The following is a 17,658-nucleotide window of genomic DNA, read 5'->3' as shown; positions in this document are numbered from 1 at the left end:
GGCCGGCGCGCGGTCTACTTGAACTGAAAGAAGGCAATATCGTCGGCCAGGCGCTGCGCCTGTTCGGCCAGGTGGCCTGCCGCCGCCGCGGTTTCTTCTACCAGCGACGCGTTTTGCTGGGTGCCCTGGTCGAGGTCGTGGATGGCGGCGCCGACTTCGTTGATGCCCTGGGTTTGTTCCCGGGTGGCGGTGGCGATCTCGGCCATCAGCGCGTCGATCTTGCCCGCGTTGGCCACAATGTCGTGGATGGTTTCGCCCGCCTGGGCCACCACCTGGGTACCTGCCTCCACCTGCTGGATGCTGGTGCTGATCAGGGTCTTGATCTCTTTGGCCGCTGCCGCCGAGCGGCCCGCCAGTGCCCGCACCTCGGACGCCACCACCGCAAAGCCCCGGCCCTGCTCACCGGCGCGGGCGGCTTCTACCGCGGCATTCAGCGCCAGGATGTTGGTCTGGAAGGCAATGCCGTCGATGACGCTGATGATTTCCCCAATCTGGTGGGAGGACGCGCGGATGTTGTCCATGGTGTGCACCACCTGGGCGATGACTTCGCCCCCCCGGGTGGCGGCAGCGGCATTTTCGCGCACGATGGCACTGGCGCCCTGCACCGTGTCGGCGCTGTGCTTCACCGTGGCCGCAATCTGCTCCATGCTGGCCGCCGACTGCTGCAGACTGGCTGCACTGGATTCGGTGCGCTGGGAGAGGTCGTTGGAGGCCGAGGCAATTTCCTCGCTGGCGGTTTGCACGCTGGCGGCGCCGTCGCGCACATTGCGGGCGATGTTGCGCAGGCTGCTTTGCATGGCCCCCATGGTCAACATCAGCTGAGCGGCTTCGTCCGAGCCCCAAGGCTTGGGGGCGGTGGTCAGGTTGCCCTGCGTGATCTCCGTCAGGTGCCCGGCCACTTCGCGCAGCCCGCCCATCATGACCTTGTAGAAAGCCTGCATCAGGTACAAGGCGATCAGCACAAACACCAGGCACAGCCCGGCGTTGAAATAGATCTTTTGTTCGGTCCGCGTAATGCGGGCCTGCAGTTGCGCGTCCAGGCGAACGCGTATCTGTTTGTCGATCTGCCGTTGCCGCTCAATCGCGGTGTTGGCCAGCGCCAGGAAACCCGCGCTGTCGCCTTCCACGGTTTCGCCCAGCACCTGCTTGTCCAGCGCGGCCAGAAAGGCCTCCCGTGCGCTGTCCACGTTTTTCATGTCGAATTGGCGGGCCACCTCTGGAAAGTTCTCCACGCCCTGTTGGAAGGAGTTTTCAACGTGCTCGTCGATGTAGCCCACAAGCGCCAGCGTCTTGTGCAACACCTGGCTGCGCCCGACCGACAAGGGCGCTTTTTCCAGCAGCGAGGTGTAACCCAGGCCGCGCAGGCGGGCCAGGTACTCGGAATACTGGGGCCCCAGCAGAACCCCCACATTCATCAGGTGGTAGGTGTCCAGCTCGGGGTCCAGCGCCAGCTGCGAATCGTCGGCGATGTGGGCGATCAGGCCAATGGCCGCATTGATGGCCGTGGTGTGCGCGGTAAAGAGGGCATCGGTATCGGCTGCGGGCGGTAGCTGCGCCAGCGCGCCAACGGCCTTTTGAAGGGCCTCAAAGCCCGCTGCCGTAGCCGCAGCCGGGCCAAAGGCCTTTTGCTGGACGGCTACCGCGCTGAACGCGGTTTGGGTTTTGGATTGGGTGTCTGCCAGGTCCGCGGCCTTGGCCATGGCGGCCCGCCGCTGGTTCTGCAGGGCAGTGATCAGCTCCGTGACGGGGTCCACATACACCAGACCTGCGCGTTCACTGCGGGTCACCTCGATCTGCTCGCTGGCACTGCTCCACAGCAGCCACAGCATCAGTACCAAAGGAACCAGAAACATGGTGCTGATCCAGGCCGCCTTGGCCGGGAAGCTGATGCTGCGGAACAAGCGCACCCCGGGTGCCAGCCAGCCGTGGTAGCTGAAGAACGCGCCAAAACCACCGCTGCCTGCATTCCGATTGTCCATAGCTGCAAAGTTCCATCGATCTTAGTAACTTACATAAAGTTACTTTATTAAGGCGGATGGTAGCGCATGGATCTAGTTTGGTACCCGCTACTTTCCCGATGGATGGCCCCGTTGGGCCGGGTTTGACTTGGATCAAGTGCAGGGCGTGGCGGATGTGTGTTTTAAACCACCTTCCGGGCACCGGCGGCCCGCGCGCACTCCACTAGCAGCAGGCGCAACCGGCGCGGTGCTTGAGCCGCTGGTAGTTGGCTTCCAGGCTCTGGCCGTGGGCGCTGCTAGCGCGGCGGGGCTCTGCGGTGCTCAGCGTCAAGACGCGCTGCGCGGCGTTGCCACAGACGGGGCAGGCGCAGGGGTCATCGCGTTCGGCCAGGCGGCGGATGGCTTCGAAGCCGCCACAGGCGGGGCAGACGTAATCGTAGGTGGGCATGGGTCGTGGGGATGTCAGGGCATGCCGTTGCGGCCATGCAGTCGGAAGCCGGGGCGCAGGCTCAGGCGTTCGTAGTAGGCCTGCACGGCAGGCAGGGCGGGCTTTTCCATGGGGGCGGCGCACCAGCGGTGGGTGGACAGGCCCAGCACGATGTCGGCCAGGGTGAAGTCGGCACCGGTGGCGTAGGCCCCGGATTTTTGCAGTTGCCCGTCCAGCATCGCCATGTGGCGGTTCCAGTTCTGCACGCCTGCGGCCAGGGCGGCGGGGTCGGTATGGGCGGGGCTGTGGCGCACCAGGGCCATGAAGGCGTAGCGCCAGGCGTTGTTCAGCTCGGTGGCCTGCCAGTCCATCCACTGCTCGACCAGGGCGCGGGCCTGCGGGTCGGTGGGCAGCAGGTCGGCGCGCCCATGGCGGGCGGCCAGGTAGCGGCAGATCACGTTGGATTCCCACAGCACAAACGCCCCGTCGCGGATGACCGGCACCATGGCGTTGGGGTTGAGCGCGCGGAATGCGTCCACCTCGGTGGACTGGAAGCCCGAGCCCCATTGCTCGTGCTCGAACGGAATGTCCAGCTCGGCGCACAGCCACAGCACCTTGCGCACATTGATGGAGGTCGATTTACCCAGTAACTGCAGCATGGCGGTGTCCGGGTTTAGCGTGGCTGGTAGCCGATCACGCGCCACTGGCCATCGGCCTCACGCACGGTGGTGACGAGTTCTTCCACGTCTTTCTTGTCGGCAAAGTGGGCATCAAAAATGGCGGTGACGTATTCGCCATCGGGCCGACCGGCCAGGGTGGTCTTGTAGACCACGGTGGAGGCGGTGCGGCTCTCGAACGCACCAAACGGTGCGCGTACGCCCGGGATGCTGTCCATCCAGGCCCCGATGGGCACCATGTTGCGAAACAGCTGGCTGCTGGCCTCGTAGGCCCCGCCCCAGTTGCCGCGGTCCAGCATGGACAGCCAACCGGCGGCAGCGAGCTGGCCTTCGGCCTGCTTGGCCAGTTCGGCGACCGACGCTGTCGATGCCGGGGCGGCGGGCTTGGCGGTCTGGGCCTGGGCGGTGTGGGCGAACAGCAGGGTCGATGCGGCCAGGCACAGGCCGAGGGAGGTGGATTTGAACAAGGTCATACGTCTTCCGGTAGCGGTCAATAGGGGGAGTGTAGGCGCTGCGGCGCGGCCCCACCGGTACCTGACGCCTCCCAGCCGCCACCCGTTGACGGCTTTTACATTAGTTTGCCAGCGCTGCGTTGCGGATGCCCTGCAAGGTGCCGGTGGGGGTGATGGCCTCGGGGTCCAGCAGGCAGTGCAGGATGGCGGGCAAGCCGCTGGCCCGGGCGCGCGCCAGGGCCGGGGCAAATTCCGCGGTGGTGGTGACCCGCTCGCCATGGCCGCCAAAGGCCTGGGCATAGGCGCAGAAGTCGGGGTTCTGGAGGGCGGTGGCGCTGACGCGGCCCGGGTAGTGCCGCTCCTGGTGCATGCGGATGGTGCCCAGCATGGCGTTGTCCAGCAGCACCACCAGGATGGGCAGGCCGTATTGCACGGCGGTGGCGAATTCCTGGCCGTGCATCAGAAAGTCCCCGTCGCCCGCAAACACCACCACCTCGCGCTGCGGCCACAGGCGCTTGGCCCCCACGCCCGCGGGCAGGCCATAGCCCATGGAGCCGCTGGTGGGCGCAAGCTGGCTGGCGTAGGTGGTAAACGGCCAGAAGCGGTGCACCCAGGTGGCAAAGTTGCCCGCGCCGTTGCAGAAAATGGTGTCGGGCGGTAGGTTGGTGCGCAGATCCTGCATCACTGCGCCCATTTGCAGCGGCCCGGGGATCTGGATGGGGGCCGGGTCGCTCCAGCGCAGGTAGTCGGCGTGGGCGGTTTCGGTCTCGGCCCGCCAGACCGGTGGGGATGCCGGGCGCAGCGTGCCCACGGCAGCGGCAAATGCCTGCGGCGTGGCGTGGACGGATTGAGTCGCCCGGTACAGCTTGCCGAACTCGTCCGCATCGGCGTACACATGCACCAGGTTTTGCTGCGGCGTGGGAATGTCCAGCAGCGTGTAGCCCTGCGACGGCACCTCTGACAAACGCCCGCCCACCAGCAGCACCAGATCGGCGCTGCGGATACGCGCCAGCAGGCGGGGGTTGGGCCCCAGCCCCAGGTCGCCGCCGTAGCAGGGGTGGGTGTGGTCAAACAGCATCTGGCGGCGGAACGAGCAGAACACCGGCAGCGCAAACGCCTCGGCAAACGCGCGAAACTGCTGCACCGCCTGCGCCGACCAGCGGCTGCCGCCCAGAATGACCACCGGGCGCCGCGCCGCCGCCAGCCGCTGCTGCAGTTCGGCCAGCGGCGCGGGGCCGGGATGGGTGTCGGTAGCCCTGTAGGGCAGGGCATCGGCCACGGTGGCGACCTCGGTCAGCATGTCTTCCGGCAGGGCGATCACCACCGGACCGGGGCGGCCCGAGGTGGCCACGTGGAAGGCCCGCGACACCAGCTCGGGCAGGCGCCGGGCATCCTCCACCTGGACCACCCACTTGGCCATGCTGCCGAACACCGCGCCGTAGTCCATCTCTTGAAATGCCTCGCGCCCCAGTGCGCCCCGCGCCACCTGGCCCACAAACAGCAGCAGCGGCGTGGCGTCCTGGTGCGCGATGTGCACGCCTGCCGCGGCGTTGGTGGCACCAGGGCCGCGGGTCACAAAGCACACCCCCGGCTGCCCGGTGAGCTTGCCCTGCGCCTCGGCCATCATGGCTGCGCCGCCTTCCTGGCGGCACACGGTGACGGCGATGGGCGCGTCGTGCAGGGCATCCAGCACGGCCAGAAAGCTCTCGCCGGGCACGCAAAACAGCTGCTGCACGCCGTGCACTAAAAGTTGGTCGACCAGGATCTGGCCGCCGCTGCGGGTGGGGAGGTGGGTCATGGTGGTACTTAGATGATGTTTTTTTCCAGCAGCGGGCGCTGGTCTACCAGGCGCTGGATGGATATGGGCGAAAGGTCCAGGCTCTGGTAGCTGCCGGTGTGCATCAGCTCGGCCAGGCCCCGGCCCACGGCGGGGCACTGCTGCAGGCCGTGGCCGGAGAAGCCGTTGGCAAACACCAGGTTGTCGCAGGCCGGATGCAGGTCCACCAGGGCGTTGTGGTCGAAGGTGTTCATCTCGTAGTAGCCCGCCCAGGCGCTTTGCAAACGCAAGGCTTCAAATGCCGGAATGCGCGCGGCCAGCGTGGGCCACACATGGTTGTCAAAGGCGTTGTAGGTGGGCTCCAGCGGTGCAAAGTCGGCATCCTGGTCGGCGGGCGGCGCAAAACCGGCAATGAAGCCCCGGCCCTCGGGGCGCAGCCAGATGCCGCTGGTGTCGATGAGCAAAGGGCAGCGCGGCAGCTCCGCCGGGCTGGACAGGTGGAACACCGTGCGCCGCTTGCCCACCACCGGCAGCGCGATGCCCGCCCAACTGGCAATCGCCGCCGCCCAGGGGCCGCCCGCGTTCACCGCAAACCGGCAAGGCAGGTTGCCACCGCTGCGCAGCCGCACCGCCTGCACGTGCTGCACGCCGTCGCTGCGGGCCAGGTCCAGGCCCACGGCCTCGTCGGCCAGGTAGCGCACGCCTTGGCTTTGCGCCTTTTTGCGCAGCGCCGTCAGCAGCAGGTAGCCATCAAACCAGCCTTCGCCCGACAGACCCAGCGAGCCCAGCGCCACGTCCTGCAGCGCCAGCCAGGGATATTGCTTCTGCAACTGCGCCGGGCTGAGCAGCGTTACATCGGCACCCAGCTGGCGTTGCAGTGCATGGTTGTCGCGCAGCGTGGCCGCGCCAACTGCGGTGGCCAGGTACAGGTAGCCACCCTCGTGCAGGCCGATGTTTGGTGCATCCCCGTGGCAGGCTAGCAACGTGCCCACGTTGCGTAAAAAATCGATGCCAAAAGCCGAGATGCGGATGTTGATGTCGGTCGAAAACTGCTGGCGTATCGAGCTGGCCGACAGCGCCGACGAGGCCCGCGCATAGCTTGGGTCGCGCTCCAGCACCACCACTTCGCAACCCGGCTGCTGCAGCGTGAGGAAGTAGGCGATGGCGCTGCCGATCACGCCGCCGCCGATGATGACGATGGGCACCACTGCCCCCTAAACGTCGAACTTCACACCCTGGGCCAGCGGCAGCTGGGTGGAGTAGTTGATGGTGTTGGTAGCGCGGCGCATGTAGGCCTTCCAGCTGTCGGAGCCGGATTCGCGGCCGCCGCCGGTTTCCTTCTCGCCCCCAAACGCGCCGCCAATCTCGGCACCGCTGGGGCCGATGTTGACGTTGGCAATGCCGCAGTCCGAGCCGTTGCTGGCCATGAAGCGCTCGGCCTCGCGCATGTTCAGCGTGAAGATGGACGACGACAGGCCCGCCCCCACCGCGTTGTGCCAGTCGATCGCCTGGTCCAGCGACTGGTAGCGCAGCACGTACAGGATGGGCGCAAAGGTTTCCCGCAGCACCGGCCCGGCGTGGTCGGCCAGCTCGACCAGGGCCGGGCGCACGTAGAAGGCTTCGGGTTCGCTCTCCACCCGGGTGCCACCGTGCATCCTGGCACCCAGCGCGCGGCTTTCTTCCAGGGCTTTTTGCATGCCGTCGAAGGCGGCGCGGTCGATCAGCGGGCCCACCAGGGTGCCCGGTGCGCGCGGGTCGCCCACCTGCACCTTGCCGTAGACCTGGGCCAGCTGCGGCACCAGGGCGTCGTACACGCTGTCGTGCACAAACAGGCGGCGCAGCGTGGTGCAGCGCTGCCCGGCCGTGCCCATGGCCGCAAAGGCGATGCCGCGCAGCGACAGGTCCAGGTCGGCCGAGGGCGCGACGATGGCCGCGTTGTTGCCACCCAGCTCCAGAATCGCCCGCGCAAACCGCGCCGCCACGCGCGGGGCCACGGCTTTGCCCATGGCGGTGGAGCCAGTGGCCGACAGCACCTTGACCCGCGCGTCGTCCACCAGCACTTCGCCGATGTCGCGTGGGCCCACCAGCAGCGCCAGCAGGCCCTCGGGCGCGTCGCCAAAGCGGGCCAGCGCGCGCTGGGCGATGGCCATGGTGGCCAGGGCGGTGAGCGGGGTTTTCTCGGACGGCTTCCAGACCACAGCGTTGCCGCACACCAGGGCCAGGGCCGCGTTCCAGCACCACACTGCCACCGGGAAGTTGAAGGCCGAAATCACCCCCACCACGCCCATGGGGTGCCAGGTTTCCATCATGCGGTGCTCGGCCCGCTCGGTGGCGATGGTCAGGCCGTAGAGCTGGCGCGACAGGCCCACGGCAAAGTCGCAGATGTCGATCATCTCCTGCACCTCGCCCGCGCCTTCGCTGGGCACCTTGCCCACTTCCAGCGTGACCAGCAGGCCCAGGTCGGCCTTGGCTGCGCGCAACTCTTCGCCCAGCAGGCGCACCAGTTCGCCCCGGCGCGGCGCGGGCACGGTGCGCCAGGCCAGATAGGCGGCCTGGGCGCGGGCGATGGCGGCGGTGGCCTCAGTGGGCGAGGTTTGCGGCAGGTGGGCGATGGTCTCGCCGGTGATGGGCGAGCGCACGGCCAGCGGGCCGCCGGTGTAGGTGGCGCGGGGCACGCCCAGGCGTTGCAGCAGCTGGTCAACTTCGGTAGGCAGGGAGGGGGTAGCAGGCATAGGGCAACTTGAAAGGAATGGAAAGGTGGTCCCAATATCGCCCAATCTACGCCACTTGTATAGCGACAAATGCGAAGGACTTGATGCGAAAATAAACTGATGTGGGTTGCAGAATCAGGAGCTGCTTACGCCCATTAGATAAGCGTGAGAGCCCGAAATTCTTTAAGAGCAGAAACCCATCTTCATTCCAAAAAGGCATTACCATGCTGCGCAAAAGCTTTCTGCCGCCCATCGCCGACCTGCTGGCCTTCGAGGCCGCCGCCCGCCACACCAGCATCTCGCGCGCGGCCGAAGAGCTGCACCTCACGCAGAGCGCCGTGTCGCGCCAGATCCGCCAGCTGGAGGCGCAGCTGGGCATGGCCGTGTTCCACCGCGTGCGCCAGCGCGTGGTGCTGACCGACGCAGGCCGGGTCTACGCCGCCGACGTGCGCGCCGTGCTGCAGCAGCTGGCATCGGCCACGCAAAAAACCATGGCCTGGTCGGACGGCGGCGGCCTGCTGAACCTGGCTGTGCTGCCCACCTTCGGCACCCGCTGGCTCATTCCCCGCCTGCCTGACTTTGCCGCGCTGCACCCGGATGTCACCGTCAACATCGCCGCCCGCAGCGAACCCTTCGACTTCGCCCAGGAGCCGCTGGACGCCGCCATCCACTTCGGCGCACCGCTGTGGGCCGGTGCGGTGTGCGAATACCTGATGCACGAGCAGGTGGTGCCGGTGTGCAGCCCGGCCTACCGGCAGCGGCTGGGCATCGCCCAGGTGCCGGATTTGGCAAAAGCCGTGCTGCTGCAGCAAACCACCCGCCCCACCCAGTGGGCCGACTGGTTCGAGCAGGTCGGCACCGATGGCCAGCACGCCCTGCGCGGCCCGCGTTACGAGCAGTTCGCGATGATTGCCCAGGCGGCAGTGTCCGGCCTGGGGGCTGCGCTGCTGCCCCGCTTTCTGGTCGAGGCCGAGATTGTGTCCGGCGCGCTGGTGCAGCTGTTTGCGCAGGCGTTGCAGAGCAGCGATGCCTACTACCTGGTCTACCCCGAGTCGCGCGCGCAGGCACCGCTGGTCACGGCGTTTCGGGACTGGATTCGCGGGCCGGCCACGCCCCTGGCCAGCGGCTGAGCGGCTGCGCCGCCCCCGCGCGGGTCGGCGTAGGCCGATACCTACAAACGGATCAGCGCGGTCTGACAGACCTCTTTGTCCGGGGCGAGGACCATGGAAACCCTCAGATTTCCAGGAGACCCACATGCAGAACCTCAGCACGACCCTCGTTGATCTCGAGACCAAGTTTTGGCAGTCGATAGTGGACCAGGAGACCGACACGGCGATAGACCTGCTCTGCGAACCGGCACTCATGGTCAGCGCGCACGGAACGATGAAATTCGACCATGCGGGCTACCGCAAGATGGCGGACCAAGGCAGCATGGTGGTCAAATCGTTCGAATTCAGCGGCATGGAAGTGGTGTTCCCAAACGACGCGACCGCGGTTCTTTCCTACCGCGTCAAGCAGGCGGTGGCGCCGCGCGCCAAGGGGACCGCCACGGAGCAGCTGATGAACGATAGCTCGACCTGGGTCAAGACCGACGACGGCTGGCGTTGCGCCATCCACACCGAGTCGCCGATCGCGCACCATTGAGCCGAGAGGGGTGGATGTGCATGGGCCGATGTCCGAGAATTGCCAAGTCCATGCGCTCCGCCGTCTGGACGGCGCCGGACCGAAGGACCCCCAGCGCACCCGATATTTCAACGCTTCAGGAGCAATGCCATGGCCCCCAAAAACACCCTGTGCCTGTGGTTTGACGGCACCGCCGTCGATGCCGCCCACTTTTACGCCGCCACCTTTCCCGATAGCGCGGTGGGCACGATCTTCCGCGCGCCCAGCGACTACCCCGCGGGCAAGCAAGGCGATGTCCTCACGGTGGCGTTCACCGTCGTCGGCATCCCCTGTATCGGCCTGAACGGCGGCCCGCAGTTCAAGCACAGCGAAGCCTTCTCGTTCCAGATCGCCACCGACGACCAGGCGGAAGCCGACCGCTTGTGGAACGCCATCGTCAACAACGGCGGCCAGGCCAGCGAGTGCGGCTGGTGCAAGGACCGCTGGGGCCTGTCGTGGCAGATTACCCCGCGGGTTCTCACCGAAGGAATATCCGACCCCGACCCCGCCGTGGCGCGGCGGGTGTTTGAGGCGATGATGACAATGCGCAAGATCGATGTCGCGGCGATCGAGGCCGCGCGGCGGGGGGATGCGGGTTGAGGCCAGCGTTTCCCGCAGCCGTTCGATAATTTCTACCCACCCGGAGACCCGCCATGGCCAAACTGATCGCGGTATACCAACAGCCGAAAAATGCCGCTGAGTTCGACGACTACTATTTCAAGCGGCATGTGCCCTTGGCCAAGACCATTCCGGGATTGCGCAGCTACGAGGTGACCCACGGCGATGTGATGGGCGTGGCGGGTAAACATGGTGCGTACCTGGTGGCCATCCTGGGCTTCGATTCGATGCCTGCCATCCAGGCCGCCATGGCCTCACCGCAAGGGCTGGCAACGGCTGCCGACTTGGCGAACTTTGCCGGGGCCGGTGTAGAACTGATGATGGCGGACACACGGATGGTGTGATGCCGGCCCGATCCGGCCACTCCGGGTGGCGATGCCTGCGTCCACAGGGCCTGCACAAGGTGCCGCACACGGGCCTTGCCGCACCGGCCCGGCGATTCATAACTTGTATTCGCCTACTCCCGCGTATATAAATAAATCATGGTTTGTCTTGCATCCCAAGACCACTTGGCGTGGTGAAAGGGGGACTATGAGCAGACGTATTTACTGGTTGCTACCGGATGTTGAGAGTGCCCGTCGCACAGTGAACGACCTGTTGGTGGCTCGCGTGCCGGTGCAGCACATCCACAGTTTTGGACGTGAGGACATGAGCCTTGCGGGTCTGCACCCTGCCAATGTCTTTCAGACGACAGACATCATTTACGCCGCCGAACTCGGCTTTCTGCTTGGCGGAACAATCGGCATCGCCGCGGGTGTGCTGGTGGCCTTGTACTACCCCCTCGGATTCGACTCCTTGCAGTGGGGCATCGTGGGCATCCTCGGCGTGCTGGGCGCTTTGATGGGTGCCTGGTCGTCCAGCTTGATCGGCATTTCCGTACCGAGCCACCGGCTCAAACGTTTTAATGCCGCCATCGAGCGCGGGGAAATCCTGTTGATGGTCGATGTGCCGGTGTTGCAGGTCAAAGCGATTGAAGACCATTTACAGGCGTCTCACCCGGAGGCGCGTCTGGAAGGCGAGGAGCTGGATACCCCGGTGTTCCCTTGAGCCGGCCAGATGCGCAGGCGGTAGCGGACGCAGGGCCAGTGGCTCCCAACCACACCGCGCGCCTGGGGCTGGCTGGAAAAAGGGGCTGGTGGTTGCGTGTCGGTTCTGGAGGGACTGCCAGCGTTGAACCGAGAGGATGCACATGCTTTTTGCCGTTGTGCTCATCGCCATCGTCATCGCGTCGGTGGCGTTTCATTTTGCCAGTCCTTGGTGGGCGACTTCCTTGGCCTCGAATTGGCAACAGATGGACGACACGCTGAGCATCACCTTGCTCGTCACCGGCATCTTCTTCGTCGCCATCATTTTTTTCCTTGCCTACACGCTGCTGCGCTATCGCCACCGGGAGGGCGGCCGCGCTGCCTACGCACCCGAAAACCCCAAGCTGGAGCGTTGGTTGATCGGTGTCACCACCGTGGGCATTGCGTCGCTGCTTGCGCCCGGACTGTTTGTCTATGCGAAATACATCCATTCGCCGCAGGACGCCCGGGTGCTGGAGGTGCTGGGCCAGCAGTGGCAGTGGCATTACCGCTTTCCCGGTGCGGACGGCAAGCTGGGCCTGACCGACGCGCGCTTTGTCAGTGCCAGCAACCCCTTCGGGCTGGATCCCAGCGACCCGGCTGGACAGGACGATGTTCTGGTCGACGGCAACGAGGTGCATCTGCCCTTGAACCAACCGGTCAAGGTGCTGCTGCGCTCGCACGACGTGCTGCACGACTACTTTGTGCCGCCGTTCCGTGCGCGCATGAACATCGTGCCCGGCCAGGTCAGCAGCTTTTGGTTCACACCGACGGTGACCGGCCGTTTCGAGGCGATGTGCGCCCAGCTGTGCGGTGTGGGCCATCCCAATATGCGTGGCTATGTGGTGGTGGAAGACGAGGCCGCCTTCCAGGCCTGGCTGAAAGCCCAGCCGAGCTTTGCCATGGCCATGGCCAGCGCCCGCCAAGCCAGCGCAGCCACGCCTGCAGCCGCCGGGAACAACCGGGTTGCGCAGGGCCAGGCGCTGGCCCAGTCCAAGGGGTGCGTGGCGTGCCACACCGTCGACGGCAGCGCCCGGGTCGGCCCCAGCTGGAAAGGCCTGTTCGGCGCGACGCGTGCGCTGGCCGATGGCTCCACGGTGCTGGCCGATGAGAACTATGTGAGGCGCTCCATCGTCGAGCCCCAGGCCCAGGTAGTGAAGGGCTTTCCACCCGTCATGCCGAAGACCGCGCTGGGGGACGAGGACATCGCCGCACTGGTGGCCTATATCCAGTCCCTGGGCGGGGCCGCCCCTGCGGCACCGGAACAGAAGGCGCCAGAAGGCGCAGCGCTGACGGCCCGGCCGTCCGACCAGGCCCCATAAGGAACACCATGGCCCACTCCGATCCCACCCCGCACCATCCACAGAGCTTCTGGACCCGCTACGTCTGGAGCCAGGACCACAAAGTGATTGCCGTGCAGTACGCCTGCACCGCCATCGCCGTGGGACTGGTCGGTTTGCTGTTGTCCAACCTGATGCGGCTGCAGCTGGGCTTTCCCGGCCATTTCGCGTTCATCAATGCCGAACGCTACTACCAGTTCGTCACCATGCACGGGATGATCATGGTGGTCTACCTGCTCACCGCGCTGTTTCTGGGTGGCTTCGGCAACTACCTGATCCCGCTGATGGTGGGTGCACGCGACATGGTGTTCCCCTATCTGAACATGGTGAGCTTCTGGGTGTACCTGCTGTCGGTGCTGGTGCTGATGGCCAGCTTCTTTGTACCCGGCGGGCCCACCGGCGCGGGCTGGACGCTGTACCCGCCGCAGGCCATCCTGCCCGGCACGCCGGGGCACGACTGGGGCATCATCACCATGCTGGTGTCGCTGCTGATTTTCATCGTCGCCACCACCATGGGCGGGCTGAACTACGTCACCACCGTGCTGCAGGCGCGCTGCGAGGGCATGACGCTGCTGCGCATGCCGCTGTCGGTCTGGGGCATTTTTGTGGCCACCATTCTGGCGCTGCTGGCCTTCCCGGCGCTGTTTGTCAGCGGCGTGATGATGCTGCTCGACAAGACGCTGGGCACCAGCTTCTTCATGCCGGCGCTGGTGTCGATGGGGCAGGTCACCAGCTACAAGGGCGGCAGCCCGCTGCTGTTCCAGCACCTGTTCTGGTTCTTTGGCCACCCCGAGGTCTACATCGTGGCGTTGCCCGCCTTCGGCATCGTCTCCGACCTGATCAGCGTGCATGCACGCAAAGCCATCTTCGGCTACCGCATGATGGTCTGGGCGATTGCCATCATCGGCGTCCTCAGCTTTGTGGTGTGGGCGCACCATATGTTCGTCAGCGGCATGAACCCGTGGTTTGGGTTCTTCTTCGCCACCAGCACGCTGATCATCGCCGTACCCACCGCCATCAAGGTCTACAACTGGGTGCTGACGCTGTGGCGCGGCGACATCCACCTGACCGTGCCCATGCTGTTCACGCTGGCCTTCATCCTCACCTTTCTCGCGGGCGGGCTGACCGGGTTGTTCCTGGGCAATGTGAGCGTGGACATCCCGCTGTCGGGGACCTATTTTGTGGTGGCGCACTTCCACATGGTGATGGGTGTGGCGCCCTTGCTGGTGGTGTTTGGCGGCATCTACCACTGGTTCCCCAAGGTGACGGGCCGCATGCTTGACGACCGGATCGGCAAGCTGCATTTCTGGATCACTTTCCTGGGCACCTATCTGATCTTTTTCCCCATGCATTACCTCGGCGTGCTGGGGATGCCGCGGCGCTACTACAGCTTCGACGGCTACCAGTTCATTCCGCCCTCGGCGTTTGCGCTGAACACCTTCATCACGGTGGTCGCGCTGGTCGTCGGCGCGGCGCAACTGCTGTTCGTCTTCAACCTGGCGTGGAGTGCTTTCCGTGGCCGCCAGGCCCCTCCGAACCCGTGGCGCGCAGCCTCACTGGAATGGCTAACGCCTGCGACGCCACCGCAGCACGGCAACTGGGGCCCGGAACCACCGGTGGTGTACCGCTGGGCCTATGCCTACAGCGTTCCGGGCTCACCGCAGGACTTCATTGCGCAAACTGCGCCTCCCGAGGCGGGCGGGCAGGAGCCCGGGCCCCATGGCGACGTGGGCCACGCCAAAGGAGCACACGCATGAACACAGCCGTTGCACCTTCCTGCGCAGGCTGGCCGCCGGACCGCCGCGCCGCCAGCACCGGTACCGGCCTGTGGGTGTTCATGGGTGTCGCCAGTGCCTTGTTCTCGCTGTTCACCCTGGCGTATGCGATGCGCATGGACGGCGGCGACTGGTCGCCGATTGCCATGCCTTGGCCGCTCTGGCTCAGCACCGCGCTGTTGGTGCTTGGCAGTGCGCTGCTCCAGCGGGCCGCGGCCGCAGCGCGGGGCGGCCGCTGGGCTGCGGTGCCTGGGCCGTTGCGGGTCGGCGGTGCCTGCGCGCTGGCCTTCCTGGTCGTGCAGCTCTGGGGGTGGCAGATGCTGCAGTCTGCCCAGGTGGTGCTGGCCGGCAACCCGGCGGCCAGTTTCTTCTACCTGCTGACGGCCATGCATGGCCTGCACGTGGTTGGCGGCGTGGTCGGCTGGGGGCTGACGGTGCGCAATGCGGGCCGCGCACATGGCGCGGATGGGCCGGTGTTCGCCTGGCGCATCACGCTGTGCGCACGCTACTGGCACTTCCTGCTGGCGGTGTGGCTGCTGTTGTTTGCCATGCTGGCCTGGCTGACGCCCGAGGCCGTGCGCTGGATCTGCGGCACGGCGTGAAGTCCACTGCCCACCTCACTTCTGGAGGCTCTATGAACACCACGGTACCGATGGATTCCCCGCCCAGCGCAGGCGCCAGCGCGGCGGTCGGCTGGCGCGGGCTGGTGAGCGACTGGTCGTCCGACCGAGAGGCCTTCCACGTCGCCTGGGGCAAAGCGATGATGTGGATCTTCTTGCTGAGCGACACCTTCGTGTTCAGCTGCTTCCTTGTCGGCTACATGACGGTGCGCGTCTCGACCACGGTGCCCTGGCCGAACCCCAGCGAGGTGTTCGCGCTGCACGTGGGCGGCGCCGATGTGCCGCTGCTGCTGATCGCCATCATGACCTTCGTGCTCATCAGCAGCAGCGGCACCATGGCCATGGCCGTGACCTGCGCTGCCCGGCGCGACCGCATCAACGCGGCCACGCTGATGATTGTGACCGCCACGCTGGGCGAAACCTTCGTCGCCATGCAGGCGTTTGAATGGTCCAAGCTGATCCTGCACGAGGGCGTGCGCCCCTGGGACAACCCGATGGGCGCGGCCCAGTTCGGTTCGGCCTTCTTCATGATCACCGGCTTTCACGGCTTGCATGTGACGGCCGGTGTGGTCTACCTGCTGGTGGTGGCCACGCGCCTGTTGCGCGGGCGCTACGAGGCAGCCGGAAACTACCAGATCGTGGAAATCGCCGGGCTGTACTGGCACTTTGTCGACCTGGTCTGGGTGTTCATTTTTGCGTTGTTCTATCTCTGGTGAGGTTGCCATGTCACCATCTACCGGCCAACAACATCCCATCGGTCTGTACCTCAAGGTCTGGGGCCTGCTCTTTGTGCTCAGCACCTTGTCGTACCTGGTGGACTATTTCCACTTCCAGGGCTACCTGCGATGGAGCCTGATTCTGGTCTTCATGTTGCTGAAGGCCGGGCTCATTGTGGGCGTGTTCATGCACATGGCCTGGGAACGGCTGGCGCTGGTCTACGCCATCCTGCTGCCGCCGCTGGCGGTTCTGGTGCTGGTGGGCCTGATGGCTGCCGAAGCCGACCATACCTTTATCACCCGGCTGTCGTTTTTCCATTAGGGTTGGCTGCGCAAGCCCATGGCGGGTAGGCAATGCCTGCGCTGTGGCTCGCACTGCCCGCACGGGGCGCTCTGATCGCCCCGCGGTGGTAGTCCGCGGGTCGGGTCAGCTTTACTGGCCCGCCTCGCCAGACTGTGCCAGCAAGCCCATGAACACCCCCAGCAGATCCCGTGCACTCTGCCAGCCCGTCGCCGGGTCCACGCCCCACTGGGCGAAATGGCCATCGGTCTGCATGCGGGCCAGGCCGTAGACGGTGGCCCGGGCCAGCACGGCCAGGGTTTGCGGGTCGACGGGCGGGGCGGCACCTTGCTGCTGGGCCAGCGTGATGGCCTGCACTGTCATTGCGCGCAGCTCCTGGTGGCGCTGTGCCATGCCGACCGCTGCGGCGTAGTCGATCTGGTCGCGGGCCGACACCACGCGAAAGTGCATGGGGTGGTGCTCGGCCCAGTCCAGATACGCCTCGCCCAGGGCCTGCAGCTGGGCCAGGCCCTGTTGCCTGTGGGCGGCCACGCCGGTGACCATGCCGATGCGCAAGCGCTCGGTGGCTTCTTCGGCCACCGCCGTCAGCAAGGCCTTGCGGGAAGCGAAATGCCGGTACGGTGCGCTGGGTGCCACGCCGACGCGGCGGGCCACCTCGCGCAGGCTGAGGTGCTCGGTACCCACCTCTTCGGCCAGTTGCACGGCCGCGTTCAGCAGGGTTTGGCGCAGGTTGCCATGGTGGTAGAGGCGCGGCGTGGGCATGGGGTGTCCAGGGTGTGAGCGTTTTTCATCATATGGCCACAAGGCAATATCCACCAGCGCAACGATGTGAGCACCTTGTAACGCGGTTCGACCGCACGCGGCAAAGCCCTTAGTCTGCCGCCAGCCCTGCACCGTGCAGAGCGCAAAGGACTGACATGACGAAACCACTCTTCCCACCGATGGGCTTCCCTCCTACCCGCAGTGGGGCCACCGGCCCGCGCTGGGCCTTGCTGGGCGGGCTGTCGCTGGCGCTGCTGGCCATGGCGGCCTTGGTCCTGCTGTGCATGCCGGATGCGTCCGGCCTGCGCCAGCTGGTCCGCGCCACGGCGCGCAGCTCGCTGCTGCTGTTTGTGCTGGCGTTTACCGCATCGGCCCAGGCGCGGCTGTGGCCGGGTGCCTGGTCGCTGTGGTTGTGCCGCCAGCGCCGCCAGCTGGGCCTGGCGATGGCGGTATCGCATGCCATCCATGCCTGTGCGATTGCGGGTTTTGCGCTGCTCGACCCCTTGGCGTTCCACATCCACCTGGTGCAGAGCAACCCGGTGCCGGGCTATATCGGCTACGCCTTCATTGCGGCGATGGCCGCCACCTCGTTCGACCGCAGCGCCGCCTGGCTGGGGCCACGCGCCTGGCGCTGGCTGCATGTGGGCGGCATGTATTTTTTGTGGGTGAGCTTCATGGTGACTTTTGGCAAACGGCTGCCGCAGTCGGGGGCGTATGCGCTGCCGGTGCTGGTCCTGCTGGTGGCGCTGGGCTTGCGCCTGTGGCCGCTGCGGGTGCGCCGACCTGCGGTGTGAACGC

Annotated in this window: 19 protein-coding genes; 11 read left to right on the top strand and 8 right to left on the bottom strand. The window is 66.1% G+C overall.

What is annotated here, in order from left to right:
- Positions 1–14: 14 nt before the first annotated feature.
- From AB3G31_RS17290 to AB3G31_RS17260, 7 genes are all read right to left on the bottom strand, one after another.
- A complete protein-coding gene (locus AB3G31_RS17290) occupies positions 15–1,979 on the bottom strand; it encodes a methyl-accepting chemotaxis protein (protein WP_367847309.1) in 1,965 nt (654 codons plus the stop codon).
- A 202-nt stretch (positions 1,980–2,181) separates the two neighbouring features.
- Complete coding sequence (locus tag AB3G31_RS17285; RefSeq protein ID WP_367847308.1) at positions 2,182–2,406, bottom strand: zinc ribbon domain-containing protein; 225 nt, start codon at positions 2,404–2,406, stop codon at positions 2,182–2,184.
- Between the two features lie 14 nt (positions 2,407–2,420).
- A complete protein-coding gene (locus AB3G31_RS17280; protein WP_367847307.1) occupies positions 2,421–3,044 on the bottom strand; it encodes a glutathione S-transferase family protein in 624 nt (207 codons plus the stop codon).
- Between the two features lie 14 nt (positions 3,045–3,058).
- The gene (locus AB3G31_RS17275) at positions 3,059–3,535 is read right to left on the bottom strand and encodes a DUF4019 domain-containing protein (RefSeq protein ID WP_367847306.1); all 477 of its coding nucleotides are present in this window, start codon (positions 3,533–3,535) and stop codon (positions 3,059–3,061) included.
- A 100-nt stretch (positions 3,536–3,635) separates the two neighbouring features.
- Positions 3,636–5,312, bottom strand: coding sequence for a thiamine pyrophosphate-binding protein (locus AB3G31_RS17270; protein WP_367847305.1), 1,677 nt, complete (start codon positions 5,310–5,312; stop codon positions 3,636–3,638).
- Between the two features lie 8 nt (positions 5,313–5,320).
- Positions 5,321–6,499, bottom strand: a complete 1,179-nt coding sequence (locus AB3G31_RS17265) for an NAD(P)/FAD-dependent oxidoreductase (RefSeq protein WP_367847304.1) — start codon at positions 6,497–6,499, stop codon at positions 5,321–5,323.
- A 6-nt stretch (positions 6,500–6,505) separates the two neighbouring features.
- Positions 6,506–8,023: an aldehyde dehydrogenase family protein gene (locus AB3G31_RS17260; protein ID WP_367847303.1), complete on the bottom strand. Its 1,518-nt coding sequence runs from the start codon at positions 8,021–8,023 to the stop codon at positions 6,506–6,508.
- 203 nt (positions 8,024–8,226) lie between these two features.
- Here AB3G31_RS17260 and AB3G31_RS17255 point away from each other — a divergent pair, with 203 nt between their 5' ends.
- The 10 genes from AB3G31_RS17255 to AB3G31_RS17210 all read left to right on the top strand — a co-directional run bounded on the left by AB3G31_RS17255 (position 8,227) and on the right by AB3G31_RS17210 (position 16,119).
- The gene (locus AB3G31_RS17255; protein WP_367847302.1) at positions 8,227–9,132 is read left to right on the top strand and encodes a LysR family transcriptional regulator; all 906 of its coding nucleotides are present in this window, start codon (positions 8,227–8,229) and stop codon (positions 9,130–9,132) included.
- A gap of 124 nt (positions 9,133–9,256) precedes the next feature.
- The gene (locus AB3G31_RS17250; RefSeq protein WP_367847301.1) at positions 9,257–9,646 is read left to right on the top strand and encodes a nuclear transport factor 2 family protein; all 390 of its coding nucleotides are present in this window, start codon (positions 9,257–9,259) and stop codon (positions 9,644–9,646) included.
- A 129-nt stretch (positions 9,647–9,775) separates the two neighbouring features.
- Positions 9,776–10,264, top strand: coding sequence for a VOC family protein (locus tag AB3G31_RS17245; RefSeq protein ID WP_367847300.1), 489 nt, complete (start codon positions 9,776–9,778; stop codon positions 10,262–10,264).
- Between the two features lie 53 nt (positions 10,265–10,317).
- Positions 10,318–10,626 carry an EthD family reductase gene (locus tag AB3G31_RS17240; protein WP_367847299.1) on the top strand — a complete coding sequence of 103 codons (309 nt, stop codon included), beginning with the start codon at positions 10,318–10,320 and terminating at the stop codon, positions 10,624–10,626.
- 187 nt (positions 10,627–10,813) lie between these two features.
- On the top strand, positions 10,814–11,329 hold the full coding sequence (locus AB3G31_RS17235) for a DUF1269 domain-containing protein (RefSeq protein WP_367847298.1): 516 nt from the start codon (positions 10,814–10,816) through the stop codon (positions 11,327–11,329).
- A 142-nt stretch (positions 11,330–11,471) separates the two neighbouring features.
- Positions 11,472–12,668, top strand: a complete 1,197-nt coding sequence (locus AB3G31_RS17230) for a c-type cytochrome (RefSeq protein WP_367847297.1) — start codon at positions 11,472–11,474, stop codon at positions 12,666–12,668.
- Positions 12,669–12,676: 8 nt separating this feature from the next.
- The gene (locus AB3G31_RS17225; RefSeq protein ID WP_367847296.1) at positions 12,677–14,443 is read left to right on the top strand and encodes a cbb3-type cytochrome c oxidase subunit I; all 1,767 of its coding nucleotides are present in this window, start codon (positions 12,677–12,679) and stop codon (positions 14,441–14,443) included.
- Entirely contained in the window at positions 14,440–15,063 is a 624-nt protein-coding gene (locus tag AB3G31_RS17220) for a cytochrome c oxidase subunit 3 (RefSeq protein WP_367847295.1), read from the top strand. Before AB3G31_RS17225 ends, AB3G31_RS17220 begins: the two co-directional genes overlap by 4 nt.
- A 32-nt stretch (positions 15,064–15,095) precedes the next feature.
- Entirely contained in the window at positions 15,096–15,797 is a 702-nt protein-coding gene (locus AB3G31_RS17215) for a heme-copper oxidase subunit III family protein (protein ID WP_367847294.1), read from the top strand.
- Positions 15,798–15,804: 7 nt separating this feature from the next.
- A complete protein-coding gene (locus AB3G31_RS17210; protein WP_367847293.1) occupies positions 15,805–16,119 on the top strand; it encodes a cytochrome C oxidase subunit IV family protein in 315 nt (104 codons plus the stop codon).
- Positions 16,120–16,230: 111 nt separating this feature from the next.
- Here the strand turns inward: AB3G31_RS17210 and AB3G31_RS17205 are convergent, their stop codons facing one another.
- Positions 16,231–16,860: a TetR/AcrR family transcriptional regulator gene (locus AB3G31_RS17205; protein ID WP_367847292.1), complete on the bottom strand. Its 630-nt coding sequence runs from the start codon at positions 16,858–16,860 to the stop codon at positions 16,231–16,233.
- A 155-nt stretch (positions 16,861–17,015) separates the two neighbouring features.
- On the opposite strand from AB3G31_RS17205, the gene AB3G31_RS17200 reads away from it, so the two are divergent.
- Positions 17,016–17,654, top strand: a complete 639-nt coding sequence (locus AB3G31_RS17200; protein WP_367847291.1) for a hypothetical protein — start codon at positions 17,016–17,018, stop codon at positions 17,652–17,654.
- Positions 17,655–17,658 lie beyond the last annotated feature (4 nt).

The sequence above is a fragment of the Rhodoferax sp. WC2427 genome (assembly GCF_040822085.1).
Taxonomy (GTDB): domain Bacteria; phylum Pseudomonadota; class Gammaproteobacteria; order Burkholderiales; family Burkholderiaceae_C; genus Rhodoferax_B.
This window is presented reverse-complemented; position numbering and strand designations above follow the sequence as displayed.